The 17995-nt window shown below is 60.3% G+C and carries 15 protein-coding genes; 13 read left to right on the forward strand and 2 right to left on the reverse strand.

What is annotated here, in order from left to right:
* Positions 1–3 precede the first annotated feature (3 nt).
* On the forward strand, positions 4–2934 hold the full coding sequence (locus IMX18_RS05095) for a glycosyltransferase family 2 protein (protein ID WP_054573101.1): 2931 nt from the start codon (positions 4–6) through the stop codon (positions 2932–2934).
* A gap of 264 nt (positions 2935–3198) precedes the next feature.
* Positions 3199–4137, forward strand: coding sequence for a ketoacyl-ACP synthase III (locus tag IMX18_RS05100; RefSeq protein WP_054573102.1), 939 nt, complete (start codon positions 3199–3201; stop codon positions 4135–4137).
* A 57-nt stretch (positions 4138–4194) separates the two neighbouring features.
* Here the strand turns inward: IMX18_RS05100 and IMX18_RS05105 are convergent, their stop codons facing one another.
* Positions 4195–4917, reverse strand: coding sequence for a TylF/MycF/NovP-related O-methyltransferase (locus tag IMX18_RS05105; protein ID WP_054573103.1), 723 nt, complete (start codon positions 4915–4917; stop codon positions 4195–4197).
* Positions 4914–5780, reverse strand: a complete 867-nt coding sequence (locus IMX18_RS05110) for a 2OG-Fe(II) oxygenase family protein (RefSeq protein ID WP_054573104.1) — start codon at positions 5778–5780, stop codon at positions 4914–4916. The genes IMX18_RS05105 and IMX18_RS05110 overlap by 4 nt, the downstream gene beginning before the upstream one ends.
* 412 nt (positions 5781–6192) lie before the next feature.
* Here IMX18_RS05110 and IMX18_RS05115 point away from each other — a divergent pair, with 412 nt between their 5' ends.
* The 11 genes from IMX18_RS05115 (at position 6193) to fliG (ending at position 17902) form a co-directional block, all read left to right on the forward strand.
* A complete protein-coding gene (locus IMX18_RS05115) occupies positions 6193–7035 on the forward strand; it encodes a flagellin domain-containing protein (RefSeq protein WP_054573105.1) in 843 nt (280 codons plus the stop codon).
* Positions 7036–7104: 69 nt separating this feature from the next.
* The gene (locus tag IMX18_RS05120; RefSeq protein WP_054573106.1) at positions 7105–7467 is read left to right on the forward strand and encodes a flagellar protein FlaG; all 363 of its coding nucleotides are present in this window, start codon (positions 7105–7107) and stop codon (positions 7465–7467) included.
* 77 nt (positions 7468–7544) lie between these two features.
* Positions 7545–8963: a flagellar filament capping protein FliD gene (gene fliD, locus IMX18_RS05125; RefSeq protein ID WP_054573107.1), complete on the forward strand. Its 1419-nt coding sequence runs from the start codon at positions 7545–7547 to the stop codon at positions 8961–8963.
* A gap of 133 nt (positions 8964–9096) precedes the next feature.
* Entirely contained in the window at positions 9097–9492 is a 396-nt protein-coding gene (gene fliS / locus IMX18_RS05130) for a flagellar export chaperone FliS (protein ID WP_054573108.1), read from the forward strand.
* A 14-nt stretch (positions 9493–9506) separates the two neighbouring features.
* On the forward strand, positions 9507–9803 hold the full coding sequence (locus tag IMX18_RS05135) for a flagellar protein FliT (protein ID WP_191472267.1): 297 nt from the start codon (positions 9507–9509) through the stop codon (positions 9801–9803).
* A 166-nt stretch (positions 9804–9969) separates the two neighbouring features.
* Entirely contained in the window at positions 9970–11445 is a 1476-nt protein-coding gene (gene fleQ, locus IMX18_RS05140; protein ID WP_015271222.1) for a transcriptional regulator FleQ, read from the forward strand.
* Between the two features lie 521 nt (positions 11446–11966).
* On the forward strand, positions 11967–13184 hold the full coding sequence (locus IMX18_RS05145) for a sensor histidine kinase (protein ID WP_225903922.1): 1218 nt from the start codon (positions 11967–11969) through the stop codon (positions 13182–13184).
* Positions 13184–14539 (forward strand): sigma-54-dependent transcriptional regulator, encoded by a 1356-nt coding sequence (locus IMX18_RS05150; RefSeq protein ID WP_047595711.1) that lies wholly within the window; start codon positions 13184–13186, stop codon positions 14537–14539. The genes IMX18_RS05145 and IMX18_RS05150 overlap by 1 nt, the downstream gene beginning before the upstream one ends.
* 224 nt (positions 14540–14763) lie before the next feature.
* Positions 14764–15096 (forward strand): flagellar hook-basal body complex protein FliE, encoded by a 333-nt coding sequence (gene fliE, locus IMX18_RS05155; protein ID WP_013973606.1) that lies wholly within the window; start codon positions 14764–14766, stop codon positions 15094–15096.
* 15 nt (positions 15097–15111) lie between these two features.
* Entirely contained in the window at positions 15112–16890 is a 1779-nt protein-coding gene (gene fliF, locus IMX18_RS05160; RefSeq protein ID WP_015271219.1) for a flagellar basal-body MS-ring/collar protein FliF, read from the forward strand.
* Positions 16883–17902 carry a flagellar motor switch protein FliG gene (gene fliG, locus IMX18_RS05165; RefSeq protein WP_003257289.1) on the forward strand — a complete coding sequence of 340 codons (1020 nt, stop codon included), beginning with the start codon at positions 16883–16885 and terminating at the stop codon, positions 17900–17902. The genes fliF and fliG overlap by 8 nt, the downstream gene beginning before the upstream one ends.
* The last annotated feature ends 93 nt before the right edge of the window (positions 17903–17995 follow it).

Raw genomic sequence — 17995 nt, forward strand, 5'->3', positions numbered from 1 at the left:
GATATGCAAGCACATGTACAGCACCGGGGCGACGCATCGCTCAAGGATCGCCTCACATTGGTGTTGCTTACCCACAACCGCCCAGATTTTTTGCGCCGGGCCTTGTGCTACTACCGCAACTACCCGGCCAGCATCCTGGTGCTGGATTCGTCGCTGAAGGCTGACGATGAAATTGCTCGCGATTACCCAGATGTCGATTACCGCCATCTACCGCAGTTTTCTTACACTGCATTGCTGGAAAAGCTGGCTTTCGGGGTCAAGCAGGTCGTCACGCCGTTCATGCTCTTCATTGCGGTCGACGACTTCCTGCTGCATGACAGCATAACCCGCTCGGTGGAGTTCCTTGAGCAGCACTCTGATTACGGTCTTTGCCATGGTTACGGGATGATGTATGTGCCCGGTGGCGCGCAGGTCGAGTACTACAAACGTGATAATCGGGTGCAGGAAGACTACTGTTCGCAAGATCCAGAGCAGCGCTTGCTGGAGTTCATGGGCCAGTTCCTCCCGCCTTTTTACGCCGTTACCCGCACTGACCTGTTGCAGCAGTGGTATGAGCTGCTGCCGTTGGGCACCAGCTTCGAATGGCAGGAAATCGGCCACGCTTTCTACCTGCTGGCCAATGCCAAGGCTCGAATTCTGCCGATTCCCTTTGCGGTTCGAGAGGGCAACTATGGCGGTTCTGAGCATGGCACCAACGTACTCACGGTGCTTGCCTTGCAGGACGAGAAGTCACGCCAGGGGCGTGAAGTCTTTGCAGAGTTTCTTGCATCGATTCCTACCGAGTTGAGCAGCAGGGGCGCCGCTGCGGTCAAGCAGATCGCCCTCGAAAGCTTCAAGAGCATGGCCGACGGGTTGCTGACGGGGCGTGCGCTACAAGCTTGCCCGATTGTTCGCTCCGAATGGCAGCGACCGATGTACGAACCTAAACGAATCTTTGGCGAGCAGCAGTTCGTGGAACTTCCGTTCTACAACAAGGCGTTCTTCGACTTGCTGACCGAGATCGAATTCCATATCCATGCCATGCCGGCCGGGCGTCATCAGCTCACCGAACTGGAATCGATCCTGCAAAGGCAATGGCGTTTGCTCCAGGCGCGTGCCAGTGATGATACCACTGCCCTGCGCACTCGCCTCTGGGAGGCGCTTGTCATCAACCCGTTCAACCGGACGGTGGTCGAGCGCCTGTTGATGCAACTGGAGCAGGACGACCAAGCCCAGGCCGAAGCGGAGCAATTACGTGACTGGTTGTGCCGGTTGGAGTCGCTTCCTGGCTTCGACAACGAGGTGTTGTTAAGCAGTATGTCCTCGGGGCGGCTGCTTAATTGGCTCAAGGCTCGTGAGCCAGGCGACGAGTTGGTACGCCAGGCTGCCAAGCGTCTGGACAAGCATCATGGCGGTCCGAGCTTTGGCATTTTATTGCTCGATCTGCAAGCCGACATCGTCAAGCTCCAGGCTACCTTCGACAGTCTCATGAACGGCTACTCGCGCGCCTTCAAGGTGGTTGTATTGACCACCGGAGAGCTGCCGTCGGTGACAAAGCCGCAGCAGACTGTGCATTTCATCAAGGTTACCGAGCAGGATCATGTTCAACGCATGAACGAGGCGGCCAGGCAACTGGGCACTGACTGGATCATGCTGGCCGAAAGTGGTGATCAGTTCACCGCCGGCGGCCTGATGCGTGCTGGGCTCGAGTTGCTAGGCGTCGAAGGGGTGCGTGCCGTGGCGATGGACGAATTGCAGGAACAGGCCAACGGCTTGCTGAGCGATGTCATGCGTCCAGGCATCAACTTGGATCTGCTGCAGAGCGTGCCTGGGCTGATGGCTCGGCACTGGCTGGTGCGTCGCGACCTGTGGTTGGAGGCAGGTGGGTTCGACGCGCGTTACCCGCAGGCGCTGGAGTTCGATCTGTTACTGCGCTTGATCGGCAAAGGAGGTATGGCGGGCCTTGCCCACCTGGCGGAGCCACTGTTGCTCTGCTCTGCGCCTGACAATAGCCGGCACGATCAAGAGCGTGCCGTGCTGGTACAGCATGTGGCCCAGCGGGGGTATGCGGTGTCGGTCGGGTCGGTCCGTCCGGGAACGTTGGCCGTTGACTATCGGCATGAGGCGCGGCCGATGGTTTCGATCATCGTGCACTGCCAGGACAACTTCACAGCGTTGCAAGCGTGCCTGCTCAGCCTGTTGCAGCGCACCCGCTATCAGCAGCATGAAATTCTCGTTGCTGACAATGCCAGCCAGTCGCCCGAGCTGTGCGATTGGCTGGCTAGCTTGCAGTTAGGAGGGAGCCGGTTGCGGGTGGTCCGTAGCGAGCGCGCCCTAGCGCCGGTTGCGATGCTCAATCTGGCCATTCAGCAGGCGCAGGGCGAGTATCTGGTGCTGCTGGACAGCGAGCTCGAGGTGCTTAACGCCAACTGGCTGGAAGGTATGCTCAATCACGCCCAGCGTCCGGAAGTGGGTGTAGTGGGTGGCAAGTTGCTGAACCCCGAGGGACGGGTGGTCGAGGCTGGGCTTGTGCTGGCAGGGCAGGCGGGTGTACGTGCCGCGTTCGTCGGCGAATCCAGGGATTCGCCTGGTTACATGCAGCGCCTTCAGGTGGAACACGGTGTTTCGGCGGTGTCGGGTTGTATCATGCTACGTGCGGAACTGTTGCACGCTGTCGGTGGGCTCGAAGAGCAGTCACCGAATCTGCGCGCCGCGCACGTCGACCTGTGCCTGCAAGCAGTGGCGGCGGGCCTATTGATAGTGTGGACACCACAGGCCCAGGCCGTACGGCATGTTCTGGTGGGCGACGATGCGATGGCCTGCCCACACATGCGTGAGCGCTGGGCGCACGCATTGGCTCAGGACACTTGCTATAACGCCAACCATAGTCTGGACGGCAAGCTATTCAGCCTTGATCTGGATGGCCGGGTTGATTGGCAGGCGTTGATCGCCTGACATCTGTTGCGGAACTACGCCAAGCCATGACCGCCTCGCGGCGGTTATGGCTTTTTTGTGGGCGCAGCCGCACCGGTTTGTCGATTCGACAAAAAGAGCGTGACTTGAGAGTCAGAACGCGCATCTTCACTGTATATTGTCGAAACCGGGAACCGCCGCGCCGCTCCGAACAAATTGTCAGGGATCGGAAACCACCGCATCGCCTGGCGTTTTGCCGTTTGGTTCCGTGGCGGGTATTTCGCTGTTACTGAATTGGGAAGCCATATGATTGGCATTAAAAGTATCGCCAGTTACGTGCCGACTGACGGCGTGGACAACTACGCCCAGGGCGCGAAATTCGGCAAGGACCAGGATTTTATCTTCGGCAAGATCGGTTCGACCTTTTTGCCGCGCAAGGATGCTGCCCAGGAAACGTCCGACCTCTGCGTAGAGGCCGCGAAAAACCTGTTCGCTGTCAATCCATCCCTGGACCCGGCATCCATCGATGTGGTGATCGTGGTCACTCAGAACGGTGATGCCGAAGGTTTGCCGCATACGGCGGCGATCGTACAGCACAAGCTCGGCCTGTCGACAGCGGTTGCCGCTTTTGACATCTCGCTGGGCTGTTCGGGTTATGTCTACGGCCTTTATGCGATGAAAGGCTTCATGGAGGCCGCAGGCCTGAGAAACGGCTTGTTGATCACCGCCGACCCCTATTCGAAGATCGTCGACCCGGAGGATCGCAACACCACCATGTTGTTTGGTGATGCCGCCACGGCCACTTGGATGGGTGAGGGTGCCGCCTGGCAGTTGGGCAGGTCGTTGTTCGGCAGCGATGGTGCCGGTGCCGAGCACCTACGTACCACCGACGGCAAGTTCTTCATGAATGGTCGCCAGGTTTACAACTTCGCCTTGGTCAAGGTGCCTGCACACCTGCAGCAGTTGCTCGAAGCCAGCAAGTTGCAGGCTGACGATATCGATCTGTACTGCTTGCATCAGGGGAGCGCCGCGATCGTCGACGCGGTGTCGTCGCGCTTTGTCGAGGGCGAATATAAGCAGAAGTTCGTCAAGGATATGGTGGAAACCGGCAACACGGTGTCGTCAAGCATTCCACTACTGCTCGAAAAGCACGTGCTCGGTTCGCAGCACAGGCGCGTGGCGCTCAGCGGCTTTGGTGTGGGGCTGTCTTGGGGGTCGGCGATCCTCGAAAGGGCGCCTGAGTAAGATTGTGCCGATGGATCGTCCGATGCCACTGCAAGGCATCGGACGATTGTTGCGGTATCAGACGCGGAAATAGCCCACGGTTGAATCGAACGGGAGACGCTTGAGTTCGATTTTGTTCAGATCCAGCACGTCGCGCAATGCGGCGGTCTCGCCGGGGAAGTTACGGTAGGCGACTTCGTCGAGTACTACGATCGCACCTTTTGGCATGTAAGGCAGGAAGGTTTCCAAGGCTACTTTGGTCGAAGCATACAGGTCGGTGTCAAGAATCAGCATCGCCACCACGAGGTCGGGGCGGGTCTTGACGAAGGCAGGTACGGTCTCGAGGATGTCGCCTTTGATGATCTCGCAGCGCGGAATGCGATTGACCGGGCGCACCAGGTCATTAGTGTCGATCATTTCCTGAAGAATCGAGTCATCGGTGTCGGAGAACATCGTTTCGTTGATGTCCGTCGGATCATTCTCTTTGTCGATGCTGGCAAATCCTTGGAAAGTATCGAAACCAATGATCGAGCGATTGATTGCATACGGTTCCAGAATCATTGACAGGTGCATGTAGAGCATCAATGAGTTGCCCTTGTAGACGCCGCATTCGACGATTGCGCCGGGTACGTCCTGCACCATCTTGAACAGCTCCATGCGCGATAGCGCGGCTGTCACGGTGATTCGGTTGGCAAACACGAACGGTGCATCGGCAACGTACTGCGCGTCTACCTTGCTCAGCACGGTGGCGCGTTTTTCGTTGTACTCAACTTCCGCAGCAGTCAGGCGGCGCTTTGTCATGGGTTGACTCCCTGGAATCTGGAAAAATCTTTGGCGTGGAAAAGGTCTTTAAAACCGGCGTGGGCGTCGATGCAACCATTGTCTACGTTGGGTGCGCCGCGCTTGTTGATCAGATCTTGCAAGTGAATCAGGCGGAAATCGACACTGAAACGCACTTGATCGGTGGTGTTGGCCACGGTGCCATGCAAGTGGGAGCCACTGAATATCAGCATCTCGCCGCTGTTGCTGGCAATGCGCAGCTCCGAGCGGTCATCAATTTCTTCCAAGGGAACCGGGTGCACGCGGTTTTCCTGCGTGATGTTTTCCTTGGCTTTGAAGCGTTGTTCGGTGATCCAGTGCTCCAGGCTCCAGCCGTCGGATGAGTTGTTCACCGGGCGGTTGAAGTAGGCAGGGTTGATCATCATGGTTTGCTCGGGCTTGAGCGAGTACAGCGGCATCCAGGTATTGATCTGGCAGTCGACATTGCCGTACCAGGTGTCCCGGTGGGGTTTGTAGGCATAACTGACGCCTGCATGCAGGTAATCGTAATGTGGCACTACCCGTACGCGTGGCACATCGAACAAGTATTCGCCTGGATCGGCCCCGATTTCCAGAATGAACGCCTGGATCAGCGCCTTGGCTTCTCCGCCATTGGTGAAATGGCGTTTGAGGGCGGTTACCCGCTCAACGAAACTTTCCACCGGCATCATTTTATGCAGCGATTGGTGATCGGTTTCTCCATCGAACGCTTGAGTGATAGAGGCCCGGGCAAGGGCGCACAGGTCGTATGCACTGCGCAGGGATGTGTCGAGAAAAATGTCGCCCTGGTAAATGTCATCTCGCAGCGCCGGCCTGTTCTTCGTCTGGTTTACGTATAAATTCATGGCTGATCAGCTCTTGGAGGGGGCCAGAAGGTATCGAGCCTTTATTGCGCGGCTCTATTTGGGTCCTGGCTGCCAGGCGCGGGCTTTCGCGTGCTGACAGCGGAGAGTGAAATTGGGATCGGCCGCGTGGCGGGCAACTTTAGAGTATGTTGACCATTTTCACAGGGAGGTGGAGTGAGGCGTCAATTGTCACGGTTGATGCTATCTCTGAGGTGATGCTCCACGCGTGCGAAGATTTTTTGGCGTCAACGTATTGATTTTCTTGGGCTGGCAGGTGGCCAGTAAAATTTTTTAAAAAAAACCTCAAGCAACGCGCCCTGACGACGATAACCATGACGAAGGTTCTCTGTGCCACACCCGGCGAATTGCCAAGGCCGGAAGCCGTAGTACCCAATCCAACGAGGAATTCGTCATGGCTTTGACCGTTAACACCAACACCACCTCTCTGGGTGTTCAGAAAAACCTGAACCGTGCTACCGATGCACTGAGCACCTCGATGACCCGCCTGTCTTCCGGCCTGAAAATCAACAGCGCCAAGGACGACGCCGCCGGCCTGCAAATTGCCACTCGTATGACCTCGCAGATTCGCGGTCAGACCATGGCTATCAAGAACGCCAACGACGGTATCTCCATCGCCCAGACCGCTGAAGGTGCGATGCAAGAGCAGACCAACATCCTGCAGCGCATGCGTGAACTGGCCATCCAGGCCAACAACGCTTCGAACAGCGACAAGGACCGTGATGCTCTGAACACTGAGTTCGCCTCGATGTCCGACGAGCTGACTCGTATCGCCAACAGCACCCAGCTGAACGGCAAGAACCTGCTCAACACCACTGCCACCTTGAGCTTCCAGGTTGGTTCCAACACTGGTACTGAAAACCAGATCTCCATCAAGCTGGCTAACCTGACTGCTTCCGCCCTGGGTGTTAACTCGGGTGCTATCGCGATTTCTGGTGCTGACAGCACCATCAGTGCTAACTTCAGCGCTGCTGTGAACGCTATCGACTCCGCTCTGCAAACCATCAACAGCACCCGTGCTGATCTGGGTGCTGCCCAGAACCGTCTGACCAGCACCATCAACAACCTGCAGAACATCAACGAGAACGCCGAAGCCGCTCGTGGCCGTGTACAGGACACCGACTTTGCTGCTGAAACTGCCCAGCTGACCAAGCAGCAGACTCTGCAGCAAGCTTCGACCTCGGTTCTGGCTCAGGCCAACCAGCTGCCGTCGGCAGTACTGAAGCTGCTGGGCTAATCTGCCTAGTCGCTGGCGGGGAAGTGCATGCGTGGCGCTTCCCCGCCTTTTCATCGTGAGGTGGTGGGCATGGACATGAGTGCCAAGCTGAACCTGAGTTACCCGGTCGCACGTTCGGTTGAGCAGGTTGCCGAAAAGCCGGTTACCCGGGCAGTTGAAGCTGCAGTACCCAGTGAAGACGACAAGAAAGACTCGCTGGCGGCGAAGGATGCCGAAAAGGTCAAGAATGCCGTCTCTGAAATCGAAAAATTTTTGAAAGCGTCACAGCGCAATCTGGAGTTCTCCACGGACGAAGAATCCGGCAAGATCGTGGTCAAAGTCATCGCCAGCGACAGTGGTGAGTTGATTCGCCAATTGCCCTCGGAAGAGGCGTTGCGAATTGCCCGCAGCCTGAGTGATGCCAACAGTGTTCTGTTCGACGCCAAGGTTTGACTGGCGGCGAGTACCAATGAAGTAAAGCATGTCGGCCCCGCAGGAGTGGGCTGGCGGTTAACGAGAGGGAGAACAGCATGGCAAGCCCAATCGCCTCCAGTACTGGCCTCGGGTCCGGTCTGGACATCGGTTCGATCGTCAAGGTCCTGGTCCAGTCCGACACTGCCGCCAAGCAGGCGCAGATTACCCGGCAGACCAGTAACAACAGTGCGATGATCTCCGGAATCGGGTCGCTGCGTAGTGCCCTCACGGCCTTCCAGACTGCCATGACCAAGCTCAACGACAAGACCGCGCCGTCGTTCAATGCCTATGCGGCTACTTCGGCCAATGACAAGGTCGTCAAGGTCACCTCGGGCAACACCGCAGTCGCCGGTAGTTACGACATTCAGGTAGCAAAGCTGGCAACAGGTTCGAAAGTGGCTAGCCAGGCGTTTGTCGAAGGTGCCTCCAAAGCGATTGCCGCGGGAACCCTGACGATCGAACAAGGTGATCCCGCAGTTGGCGGCACGGCCTACACGATCGAGGTCGGCGCTGGCGCCACGCTACAAAGCGTGCGCGACCAGATCAACAAGGAAATGAGTGCCAACGGCATCAGTGCCAACATCATTACAGGTGAGGATGGCGCTCGTCTGGTGTTGACGTCCTCAAAGACTGGCGCGGGCAATGATCTCTCATTGAAGGGGGATGTCGATCAGACTGAGCTGAATATTGTCGGCACCCAGAAGATGGTAGGGACGGGGGCAGGCTATATTACCGATATAGCTCAGGACGCCGAGCTGACGATCGATGGCCTGAAGATCACCAGCGCCACCAATACCATTAGTGATTCGATCAGTGGTTTGAGCCTGGAGTTGATCAGTGAGAGCGCGGCGGCAACCAAGGTCACCGTAGCGGCCAACAATGATGGCCTGAAGACCTCCATCCAAAGTTTTGTCGATGCCTACAACACGCTGCAGAAGGCTATTACGTCGCTGACTTCGACCAGCCGTGATGACGATGACAACCTGGTGCTGGGACCTCTGACCAACGACCCTACCACCCGGTCGCTGTTGGGTGATATTCGTAAGGTGCTTTCCGAAGTGGGGGCAGGCGATCAGCTGACCACTCTGAGTCAGTTAGGTATCAACACACAAAAAGACGGCACTCTGGAGTTCAACAGCACCAAATTCGCCGCAGCGATGAATGACAAGAAGTTGGGAGCGGAAGTGCAGGAGTTGTTCACCGGCACGAATGGCATTTTCGAGCGGATGAACAAGGCCATTGACCCGTACAATGCCACTGATGGTAGTTTGGCTAGCCGTAATAGCGCATTGAGCAACGTTGCCAAGAACTTGAGTGAGCAGCAGGCTGCCCTCGATCGGCGCACCGACTCGTTGACCGAATCACTGACCAAGAAATACGTGGCCTTGGACACTGCCCTAGGCAAGATGAAAGCCCAGGCCGACCAGATCACGTCGATCTTCGAGGCGATCAACGCGCAGGCCAAGAAGTCCTGATTCTTTCCGTGTGACAAAAGCCCGGCAGCGTTTGCCAGACGCGCCGGGCTTTTCGTTTTAACCCTAAAGTTTTTTGACGTGGCGGCGATACACAGGGTAGACGCAACCTTTTTCGCAGCAACGAGGCAGATCCATGAACCCGATGTTGGCCCTTCGGCAATACCAGAAAGTCAACGGCGTGGCACAGACATCCGAAGCCAGTCCGCACCGCCTGGTGCAGATGCTCATGCAGGGCGGCCTTGATCGCATGGCGCAGGCGAAGGGCGCGATCGCGCGCAATGATATAGCCCAGAAGGGTATCCTCATCGGCAAGGCCATCGACATCATCGGCGGCCTGCGTGAAGGCCTGGATCTGGAAAACCATGCCGACACCCTGGCCGATCTGGACAACCTGTATACCTACATGAGTCGTCGCTTGATCGAAGCCAATGCAAAAAATGACCCGGAGATCATCGACGAAGTGGCGCGCCTGCTGATCACCATCAAGGAAGGTTGGGACGCGATCGGCGACCCGTCGGCGGCTTCCTAAGCCAGGAGGATGACATGAGCGAGGTTATCGCCCGTATAGAGCACACCCGAGAAGCCTTGCTGGCGGCGCTGGCTGATCGCGACTGGGGTACAGTTGGCGAGCTCGACCTGGAATGCCGGCTGTGTGTCGACGATGTGCTTGCCGAGGCTCATGAAAACGAAGCGGAAGTACGTGGTAGCCTTGAGCAGTTGTTGGCCGTATACCGTCAACTAATCGATGTTGCAAGTGGCGAACGTCAATCCTTGGTGGATGAAATGACGAAAATCCGTCAGGCGAAGAACGCGGCAAAGGTATACCATTTGTTCACCTGACCACAGATGTTGCCAAAAGCCATGCGCCATTAATTTGACTGGCTGGTGTTTTTTGACTTTACTAGTGGCTGTTTTCGAATTTCAGACGTCCGAACACTGACCATTCAGTCGGAATGATGTCGAGCACGCCCTCGGGCGCCGATATGACTAGGGAAGTTGCTATTGCATGTGGCGTGAAACCAAGATTCTGCTGATCGACGACGACAGCGCACGCCGCCGCGACCTGGCGGTGGTGCTTAACTTCCTCGGCGAAGAAAACCTCGCTTGCTCCAGCCAGGACTGGCAGCAAGTGGTCGAGCCGTTGTCTTCGAGTCGCGAAGTGCTGTGCGTGCTTATTGGCACTGTAAATGCCCCGGGCAGTGTGCTTGGGCTCGTTAAGACAGTGACTGGGTGGGATGAGTTCCTTCCGGTTCTGCTTTTAGGTGAAATTTCTTCTGCGGAGTTCCCGGAAGACCTTCGCCGCCGGGTGCTTTCCAACCTGGAAATGCCGCCAAGCTACAGCCAGCTGCTGGATTCGCTGCACCGTGCCCAGGTCTATCGCGAGATGTACGACCAGGCGCGCGAGCGTGGTCGCCAGCGCGAACCCAACCTGTTCCGCAGCCTGGTCGGCACCAGCCGTGCCATTCAGCACGTGCGGCAGATGATGCAGCAAGTGGCCGATACCGATGCCAGCGTGCTGATCCTGGGTGAGTCCGGCACCGGCAAGGAAGTGGTCGCGCGCAACCTGCACTACCATTCCAAACGCCGCGAGGCGCCGTTCGTGCCGGTCAACTGCGGCGCGATCCCGGCCGAGTTGCTGGAAAGCGAACTGTTCGGCCACGAGAAGGGCGCCTTTACCGGGGCGATCACCAGCCGTGCCGGGCGCTTCGAGCTGGCCAACGGCGGTACCCTGTTCCTTGACGAAATCGGCGACATGCCGTTGCCGATGCAGGTCAAGCTGTTGCGCGTGTTGCAGGAGCGTACCTTCGAGCGCGTGGGCAGCAACAAGACCCAGAGCATCGATGTGCGCATCATTGCCGCGACCCACAAGAACCTCGAGACCATGATCGAGGAGGGTACGTTCCGCGAAGACCTGTACTACCGCCTGAACGTGTTCCCTATCGAGATGGCGCCGCTGCGTGAGCGGGTGGAAGACATCCCGCTGCTGATGAACGAGCTGATCTCGCGTATGGAGCACGAGAAGCGCGGGTCCATCCGCTTCAACTCCGCGTCGATCATGTCGCTGTGTCGCCACGGCTGGCCGGGTAACGTGCGCGAGCTGGCCAACCTGGTCGAGCGTATGGCGATCATGCACCCGTACGGGGTGATTGGCGTTTCCGAGCTGCCGAAGAAATTCCGTTACGTCGATGACGAAGACGAGCAGATGGTCGACAGCCTGCGCAGCGACCTGGAAGAGCGCGTGGCGATCAATGGCCATACGCCGAACTTCAGCAACCACGCCATGCTGCCACCTGAAGGCCTGGACCTGAAGGACTATCTGGGCAGCCTGGAGCAGGGCCTGATCCAGCAAGCGCTGGACGATGCCAACGGTATCGTTGCGCGTGCGGCTGAACGTTTGCGCATTCGCCGCACCACCTTGGTCGAGAAGATGCGCAAGTATGGCATGAGCCGCCAGGGCGGCGAGGAACAGGCGGAGGATTGACGGCTGGGGCGGGGTGTTCGGCTTGGCGTTGATGGTGTCTGTTAGGTCGAGCGCCGCCCGCGCGGCGCTTCGCGGGACAAGCCCGCTCCCACATTTGTTGCAACGTGCCGAACCTGTCAGGCCATGGTTGTCAGCCTTGTTGCCTTGACGCGGTTTCCCGGCTGGCGCTACCGCCGTCTCTCCAGTCTCAAACTCTCCGCCAAAGCGGGCAACGCCTCTCCCACAGGCATGGCCACGTTGCAACAAATGTGGGAGCGGGCTTGTCCCGCGAAGCGCCGCGCGGGCGGCGCTCGGTCTCACAGGCGCAGAAAGTGTCAAGGCGAATACCCGCGAAGCGCCGCGCGGGCGGCGCTCGATTTCACAGGCGCAGAAAGTGTCAAGGCGTATATACCCGCGGCGGCGCACGATATGCGCCCCACCAAAATCTCAAACCCTGCATTAAACCCCATCTCCGGCACGGCTATTGCTACACCGCTGGCAACACACCGTTTTTATGACGGTCAGCCATGCGAGAGAGCAACATGCCCCAGGCCGCCCACATAACCCTAGCCCCCGATCCGCAGGGGCAGCCCCCGATCGAGCAGGACAGCCGCCAGGGTGTCGAGCAGGCCTTCGCCCTGTTCAATCAGGTCTCGAGCCAGCTGAGCCAGTCCTATAGCCTGCTGGAAGCCCGGGTCAGCGAACTCAAGGGCGAGCTGGCGGTGGTCAGCGCCCAGCGCATCGATGAACTGAGCGAAAAGGAACGCCTGGCCAACCGCCTGCAGAACCTGCTGGACCTGCTGCCCGGCGGGGTGATCGTGATCGATGGCCAGGGCCTGGTACGCGAAGCCAACCCGGCCGCCTGCGAATTGCTCGGCGAGCCGCTGGTCGGCCAGCTGTGGCGCCAGGTGATCGCTCGCAGCTTTGCCCCGCGCAAGGATGACGGTCACGAAGTCTCGCTGCGCGACGGCCGCCGTCTGTCCATTGCCACTCGCTCGCTGGATGCCGAACCTGGCCAGTTGGTGTTGCTCAACGACCTGACCGAAACCCGTCGCCTGCAAGACCAGCTGGCTCGCCACGAGCGCCTGTCTTCGCTGGGGCGCATGGTCGCCTCGCTGGCGCACCAGATCCGCACGCCACTGTCGGCGGCGATGCTCTACGCCAGCCACCTGGCTGATCCCGAACAAGACCTGAGCGCGGAAACCCGCCAGCGCTTTGCCGGGACCCTGAAAGAGCGCCTGCACGAATTGGAACACCAGGTGCGCGACATGCTGGTATTCGCTCGGGGCGAGCTGCCGCTGAATGATCGAGTCACGCCAAAAGCCTTGTTCCAGGCCCTGCAGCAGGCTGCCCAGGCGCATGTGCAAGGGCACGCCGTGCGCTGGCAGTGCGACAGCCACCTGGGTGAGCTGCTGTGCAACCGCGACACCCTGGTTGGTGCATTGCTCAACCTGATCGAAAATGCGCTGCAAGCCAGCGACGGCCCGGCGCGACTGAAGGTGCACCTGTTCCGTCGCGAGCGCAGCCTGCACCTGTGTGTAAGCGACGCCGGCAGTGGCATCGATGGCGACCTGCTCGGCCGCCTGGGCGAGCCGTTCCTGACCACCAAGGCCACTGGCACCGGCCTGGGCCTGGCCGTGGTCAAGGCCGTGGTGCGCGCGCACCAAGGTGCGCTGCGCCTGCGCTCCAGGGTTGGCCGTGGCACCTGTGTGCGGGTGGAGCTGCCGTTGATCGACGGGCAGCTGGCGGAGGGCATGTAATGACGATCAAGGTGCTGCTGGTCGAGGACGACCGCGTATTGCGCCAGGCGCTGGGCGATACCCTGGAAATCGGCGGCTTCGCCTATCAGGCGGTGGGCAGTGCCGAAGAAGCGCTGGAAGCGGTGCTGGAGGAGGCCTTCAGCCTGGTAGTCAGCGATGTGAACATGCCAGGCATGGATGGGCACCAACTGCTGGCCCAGCTGCGCCGCCAGCAACCGCAACTGCCCGTGTTGCTGATGACTGCGCATGCCGCGGTGGAGCGTGCCGTCGAGGCGATGCGCCAAGGCGCCGCCGACTATCTGGTCAAGCCGTTCGAGCCCAAGGCGTTGCTCAGCCTGGTCGAGCGGCATGCCGCCGGGCGCGTGGCTGAAGAAGAAGGCCCGGTGGCCTGCGAACCAGCCAGTCGACAGTTGCTGGAGCTGGCCGCGCGGGTGGCGCGCAGTGACTCGACCGTGCTGATTTCGGGCGAGTCCGGCACCGGCAAGGAAGTGCTGGCGCGCTTCATTCATCAGCAATCGTCGCGGGCGGCGCAGCCCTTCGTGGCGATCAATTGTGCTGCCATCCCCGACAACATGCTCGAGGCCACGCTGTTCGGCCACGAAAAGGGTGCCTTCACTGGCGCCATTGCCGCCCAGGCCGGCAAGTTCGAGCAGGCCGAGGGTGGCACCTTGCTGCTTGATGAGATCTCGGAGATGCCGATGGCCTTGCAGGCCAAGCTGCTGCGGGTGTTGCAGGAGCGCGAGGTGGAGCGGGTGGGTGGGCGCAAGCCGATCAGCCTGGATATCCGTGTGCTGGCTACTACCAACCGTGACCTGGCTGGCGAAGTGGCGGCCGGGCGTTTCCGTGAAGACCTCTACTACCGCCTTTCGGTGTTCCCCCTGGCCTGGCGCCCACTGCGCGAACGCCCGGGTGACATCCTGCAACTGGCCGAGCGCCTGTTGGCGCGTCACGTGGCCAAGATGAAGCACGCCCCGGTGCACCTGTCGCCCCAGGCCCGGGCCTGCCTGCAGGCGTATGCCTGGCCGGGCAACGTACGCGAACTGGACAACGCCCTGCAGCGGGCGCTGATCCTGCAGCAGGGCGGGGTGATCGAGGCGGCGGATTTTTGTCTGGCAGGCGCCATTCCATTGTCAGCCGGCATCGAGCCATCACCCGAGGTGGTGGCCGAGCCTGGCGGGCTGGGCGATGACATGCGTCGTCATGAGTACCAGATGATCATCGACACCCTGCGCGCCGAGCGCGGCCGCCGCAAAGAGGCGGCCGAACGCCTGGGGATCAGCCCGCGTACCTTGCGCTACAAGCTGGCGCAGATGCGCGATGCCGGGTTTGACGTCGAGGCCAGCCTGTTCGGCTGACAAAAACCTCAGAGCTTGCGCAGCCTTTGTAGGAGCAGCCTTGTGCTGCGAAGAGGCCAGCAAGGCAGAAGGTGGTCTGTTGCATCAAAGGCCCCTTTCGCAGCACAAGGCTGCTCCTACAGTGAACCAAGGTGCGCGTGCCAAGGCTGGCACCTTTGTTGCTTTAGGTTGGCTATCCGCCGCATCACTGTCAAAAAAATGCGGCCGCAGGAGAGAGAAGGGTCATGAGCCAAGGTGTTGAATTCAATCGTCTGATGCTGGACATGCGGGCCATGCAGGCCGATGCCATGTCGCTGCCCAAGGTGGCCGCCGCTCCCGAGCTGGCACCGGGGCAGAGTACCTTTGCCGACATGCTCGGCCAGGCCATCGGCAAGGTGCATGAGACTCAGCAGGCTTCGACCCAGCTGGCCAACGCCTTCGAGATCGGCAAGAGTGGTGTCGACCTGACCGATGTGATGATCGCTTCGCAAAAGGCCAGCGTGTCGATGCAGGCCCTGACCCAGGTACGCAACAAGCTGGTCCAGGCGTACCAGGACATCATGCAGATGCCGGTTTGAGGACGGACGTAAACCATGGCTGAAGCAGTCGTCGACAACGCCCCTGCCAAGAGCGGCCCGCCCGCGGCCAAGCCGCCGCTGTTCGGCATGGCGTTTCTGGAAAATATCGCGCAGATGCCCATGCTGCGTCAGATCGGCCTTCTGGTCGGCCTGGCCGCCAGCGTGGCGATCGGCTTTGCCGTGGTACTGTGGTCGCAACAACCTGATTACCGTCCGCTGTACGGCAGCCTGGCGGGCATGGACACCAAGCAGGTCATGGATACCCTGGCCGCTGCCGACATCCCCTACAACGTCGAGCCCAACTCCGGGGCTCTGCTGGTCAAGGCCGACGACCTCTCCCGTGCGCGCCTGAAACTGGCGGCCGCCGGCGTGGCGCCAAGCGATGGCAACGTCGGTTTCGAATTGCTCGACAAGGAGCAGGGCCTGGGCACCAGCCAGTTCATGGAAGCCACCCGTTACCGTCGCAGCCTGGAAGGCGAGCTGGCGCGTACCGTGTCCAGCCTGAACAACGTCAAGGGCGCGCGCGTGCACCTGGCCATCCCGAAAAGCTCGGTGTTCGTGCGTGACGAACGCAAGCCCAGCGCCTCGGTACTGGTCGAGTTGTACCCGGGCCGTGCCCTGGAAGCCGGGCAGGTGATGGCCATCGTCAACCTGGTCGCCACCAGCGTGCCGGAACTGGACAAGTCCCAGGTCACCGTGGTCGATCAGAAGGGCAACCTGCTGTCCGAGCAGATCCAGGACACCGCCCTGACCCAGGCAGGCAAGCAGTTCGACTACAGCCGCCGGGTAGAAAGCATGCTCACCCAGCGGGTACACAACATCCTGCAGCCGGTGCTGGGCAATGACCGCTACAAGGCCGAAGTGTCTGCCGACCTCGACTTCAGTGCGGTCGAGTCCACCTCCGAGCAGTTCAACCCCGACCAGCCGGCACTGCGCAGCGAGCAGTCGGTCGACGAACAGCGTGCCAGCAGCCAGGGGCCGCAAGGTGTCCCCGGCGCACTGAGCAACCAGCCGCCAGGCCCGGCCTCGGCACCGCAGACCACCGGTGGTGCCGCTACCCCGGCCGCGGCCATCCAGCCTGGCCAGCCGCTGGTGGATGCCAACGGCCAGCAGATCATGGACCCGGCCACCGGCCAGCCGATGCTCGCGCCGTACCCGTCGGACAAGCGCCAGCAAAGTACCAAGAACTTCGAGCTGGACCGCTCCATCAGCCACACCCGCCAGCAGCAGGGGCGCATGACCCGCCTGTCGGTGGCGGTGGTGGTGGACGACCAGGTCAAGATCGACCCGGCCACCGGCGACGCCACCCGTGCGCCATGGGGCGCCGAGGACCTGGCACGCTTCACTCGCCTGGTACAGGACGCGGTCGGCTTCGATGCCAGCCGTGGCGACAGTGTGACGGTGATCAACGTGCCGTTCGCCGCCGACCGTGGCGAAGAGATCGCCGATATCGCCTTCTACCAGCAGCCGTGGTTCTGGGACATCGTCAAGCAAGTGCTGGGCGTGGTGTTCATCCTGGTGCTGGTGTTCGGTGTGCTGCGCCCGGTGCTGAACAACATTACAGGGGGCGGCAAGCAGGCTGCCTCGGATAGCGACATGGAGCTGGGCGGCATGATGGGTCTGGATGGCGAACTGGCCAACGACCGCGTCACTCTGGGTGGCCCGACAAGCATTCTGCTGCCTAGCCCGAACGAGGGTTACGAGGCACAGCTCAACGCAATCAAAGGCCTGGTGGCCGAAGACCCGGGCCGCGTTGCCCAGGTCGTGAAAGAGTGGATCAACGCCGATGAGTGATAACCGAGCCGTTACCGCCAAGCTGAGCCGCGTCGACAAGGCGGCGATCCTCCTGCTTTCGCTGGGCGAGACCGATGCCGCCCAGGTGCTGCGGCACATGGGGCCCAAGGAAGTGCAGCGTGTGGGTGTGGCCATGGCGCAGATGGGCAATGTGCACCGTGAACAGGTCGAACAGGTGATGAGCGAGTTCGTCGAAATCGTCGGCGACCAGACCAGCCTGGGCGTGGGCTCCGATGCCTATATCCGCAAGATGCTCAATCAGGCCCTGGGCGAGGACAAGGCCAACGGCCTGGTCGACCGCATCCTGCTCGGTGGCAACACCAGCGGCCTGGACAGCCTGAAGTGGATGGAGCCGCGCGCCGTTGCCGACGTGATCCGCTACGAGCACCCGCAGATCCAGGCCATCGTGGTTGCCTACCTCGACCCCGACCAGGCTGGCGAAGTGCTGAGCAACTTCGACCATAAGGTGCGCCTGGACATCGTCCTGCGCGTGTCGTCGCTGAACACCGTGCAGCCGGCGGCGCTGAAGGAGCTGAACCAGATCCTCGAGAAGCAGTTCTCGGGCAACTCCAACGCGGCGCGTACCACCTTGGGTGGCATCAAGCGCGCCGCCGACATCATGAACTTCCTCGACAGCTCGGTGGAAGGTGCACTGATGGACGCGATCCGCGAAATCGACAGCGACCTGTCGGAGCAGATCGAAGACCTGATGTTCGTCTTCAACAACCTGGCCGATGTCGACGACCGTGGCATCCAGGCACTGCTGCGCGAAGTCTCGTCCGATGTGCTGGTGGTGTCGCTCAAGGGCGCCGACGAGCGGGTCAAGGACAAGATCTTCAAGAACATGTCCAAACGTGCCTCGGAGCTGTTGCGCGACGACCTGGAGGCCAAGGGGCCGGTACGGGTCAGCGATGTGGAAACGGCGCAGAAGGAAATCCTCACCATCGCCCGCCGCATGGCCGAGGCCGGCGAGATCGTGCTCGGCGGCAAGGGCGCCGAGGAAATGATCTGAGGTATTCGCGATCTGAAGGCCGACGCCGCCCCTTGTGGGAGCGGGTAAACCCGCTTCCATAAGGACCGTGTCGGCTGAACATGGTTTGAGAAC

It is taken from the genome of Pseudomonas shirazica (assembly GCF_015168335.1).
GTDB lineage: Bacteria > Pseudomonadota > Gammaproteobacteria > Pseudomonadales > Pseudomonadaceae > Aquipseudomonas > Aquipseudomonas asiatica.

Coding starts and splice junctions, on each gene's coding strand:
- IMX18_RS05095 (WP_054573101.1), top strand. CDS start 4: ATGCAAGCACATGTACAGCACCGGGGCGACGCATCGCTCAAGGATCGC.
- IMX18_RS05100 (WP_054573102.1), top strand. CDS start 3,199: ATGATTGGCATTAAAAGTATCGCCAGTTACGTGCCGACTGACGGCGTG.
- IMX18_RS05105 (WP_054573103.1), bottom strand. CDS start 4,917: ATGACAAAGCGCCGCCTGACTGCTGCGGAAGTTGAGTACAACGAAAAA.
- IMX18_RS05110 (WP_054573104.1), bottom strand. CDS start 5,780: ATGAATTTATACGTAAACCAGACGAAGAACAGGCCGGCGCTGCGAGAT.
- IMX18_RS05115 (WP_054573105.1), top strand. CDS start 6,193: ATGGCTTTGACCGTTAACACCAACACCACCTCTCTGGGTGTTCAGAAA.
- IMX18_RS05120 (WP_054573106.1), top strand. CDS start 7,105: ATGGACATGAGTGCCAAGCTGAACCTGAGTTACCCGGTCGCACGTTCG.
- fliD (WP_054573107.1), top strand. CDS start 7,545: ATGGCAAGCCCAATCGCCTCCAGTACTGGCCTCGGGTCCGGTCTGGAC.
- fliS (WP_054573108.1), top strand. CDS start 9,097: ATGAACCCGATGTTGGCCCTTCGGCAATACCAGAAAGTCAACGGCGTG.
- IMX18_RS05135 (WP_191472267.1), top strand. CDS start 9,507: ATGAGCGAGGTTATCGCCCGTATAGAGCACACCCGAGAAGCCTTGCTG.
- fleQ (WP_015271222.1), top strand. CDS start 9,970: ATGTGGCGTGAAACCAAGATTCTGCTGATCGACGACGACAGCGCACGC.
- IMX18_RS05145 (WP_225903922.1), top strand. CDS start 11,967: ATGCCCCAGGCCGCCCACATAACCCTAGCCCCCGATCCGCAGGGGCAG.
- IMX18_RS05150 (WP_047595711.1), top strand. CDS start 13,184: ATGACGATCAAGGTGCTGCTGGTCGAGGACGACCGCGTATTGCGCCAG.
- fliE (WP_013973606.1), top strand. CDS start 14,764: ATGAGCCAAGGTGTTGAATTCAATCGTCTGATGCTGGACATGCGGGCC.
- fliF (WP_015271219.1), top strand. CDS start 15,112: ATGGCTGAAGCAGTCGTCGACAACGCCCCTGCCAAGAGCGGCCCGCCC.
- fliG (WP_003257289.1), top strand. CDS start 16,883: ATGAGTGATAACCGAGCCGTTACCGCCAAGCTGAGCCGCGTCGACAAG.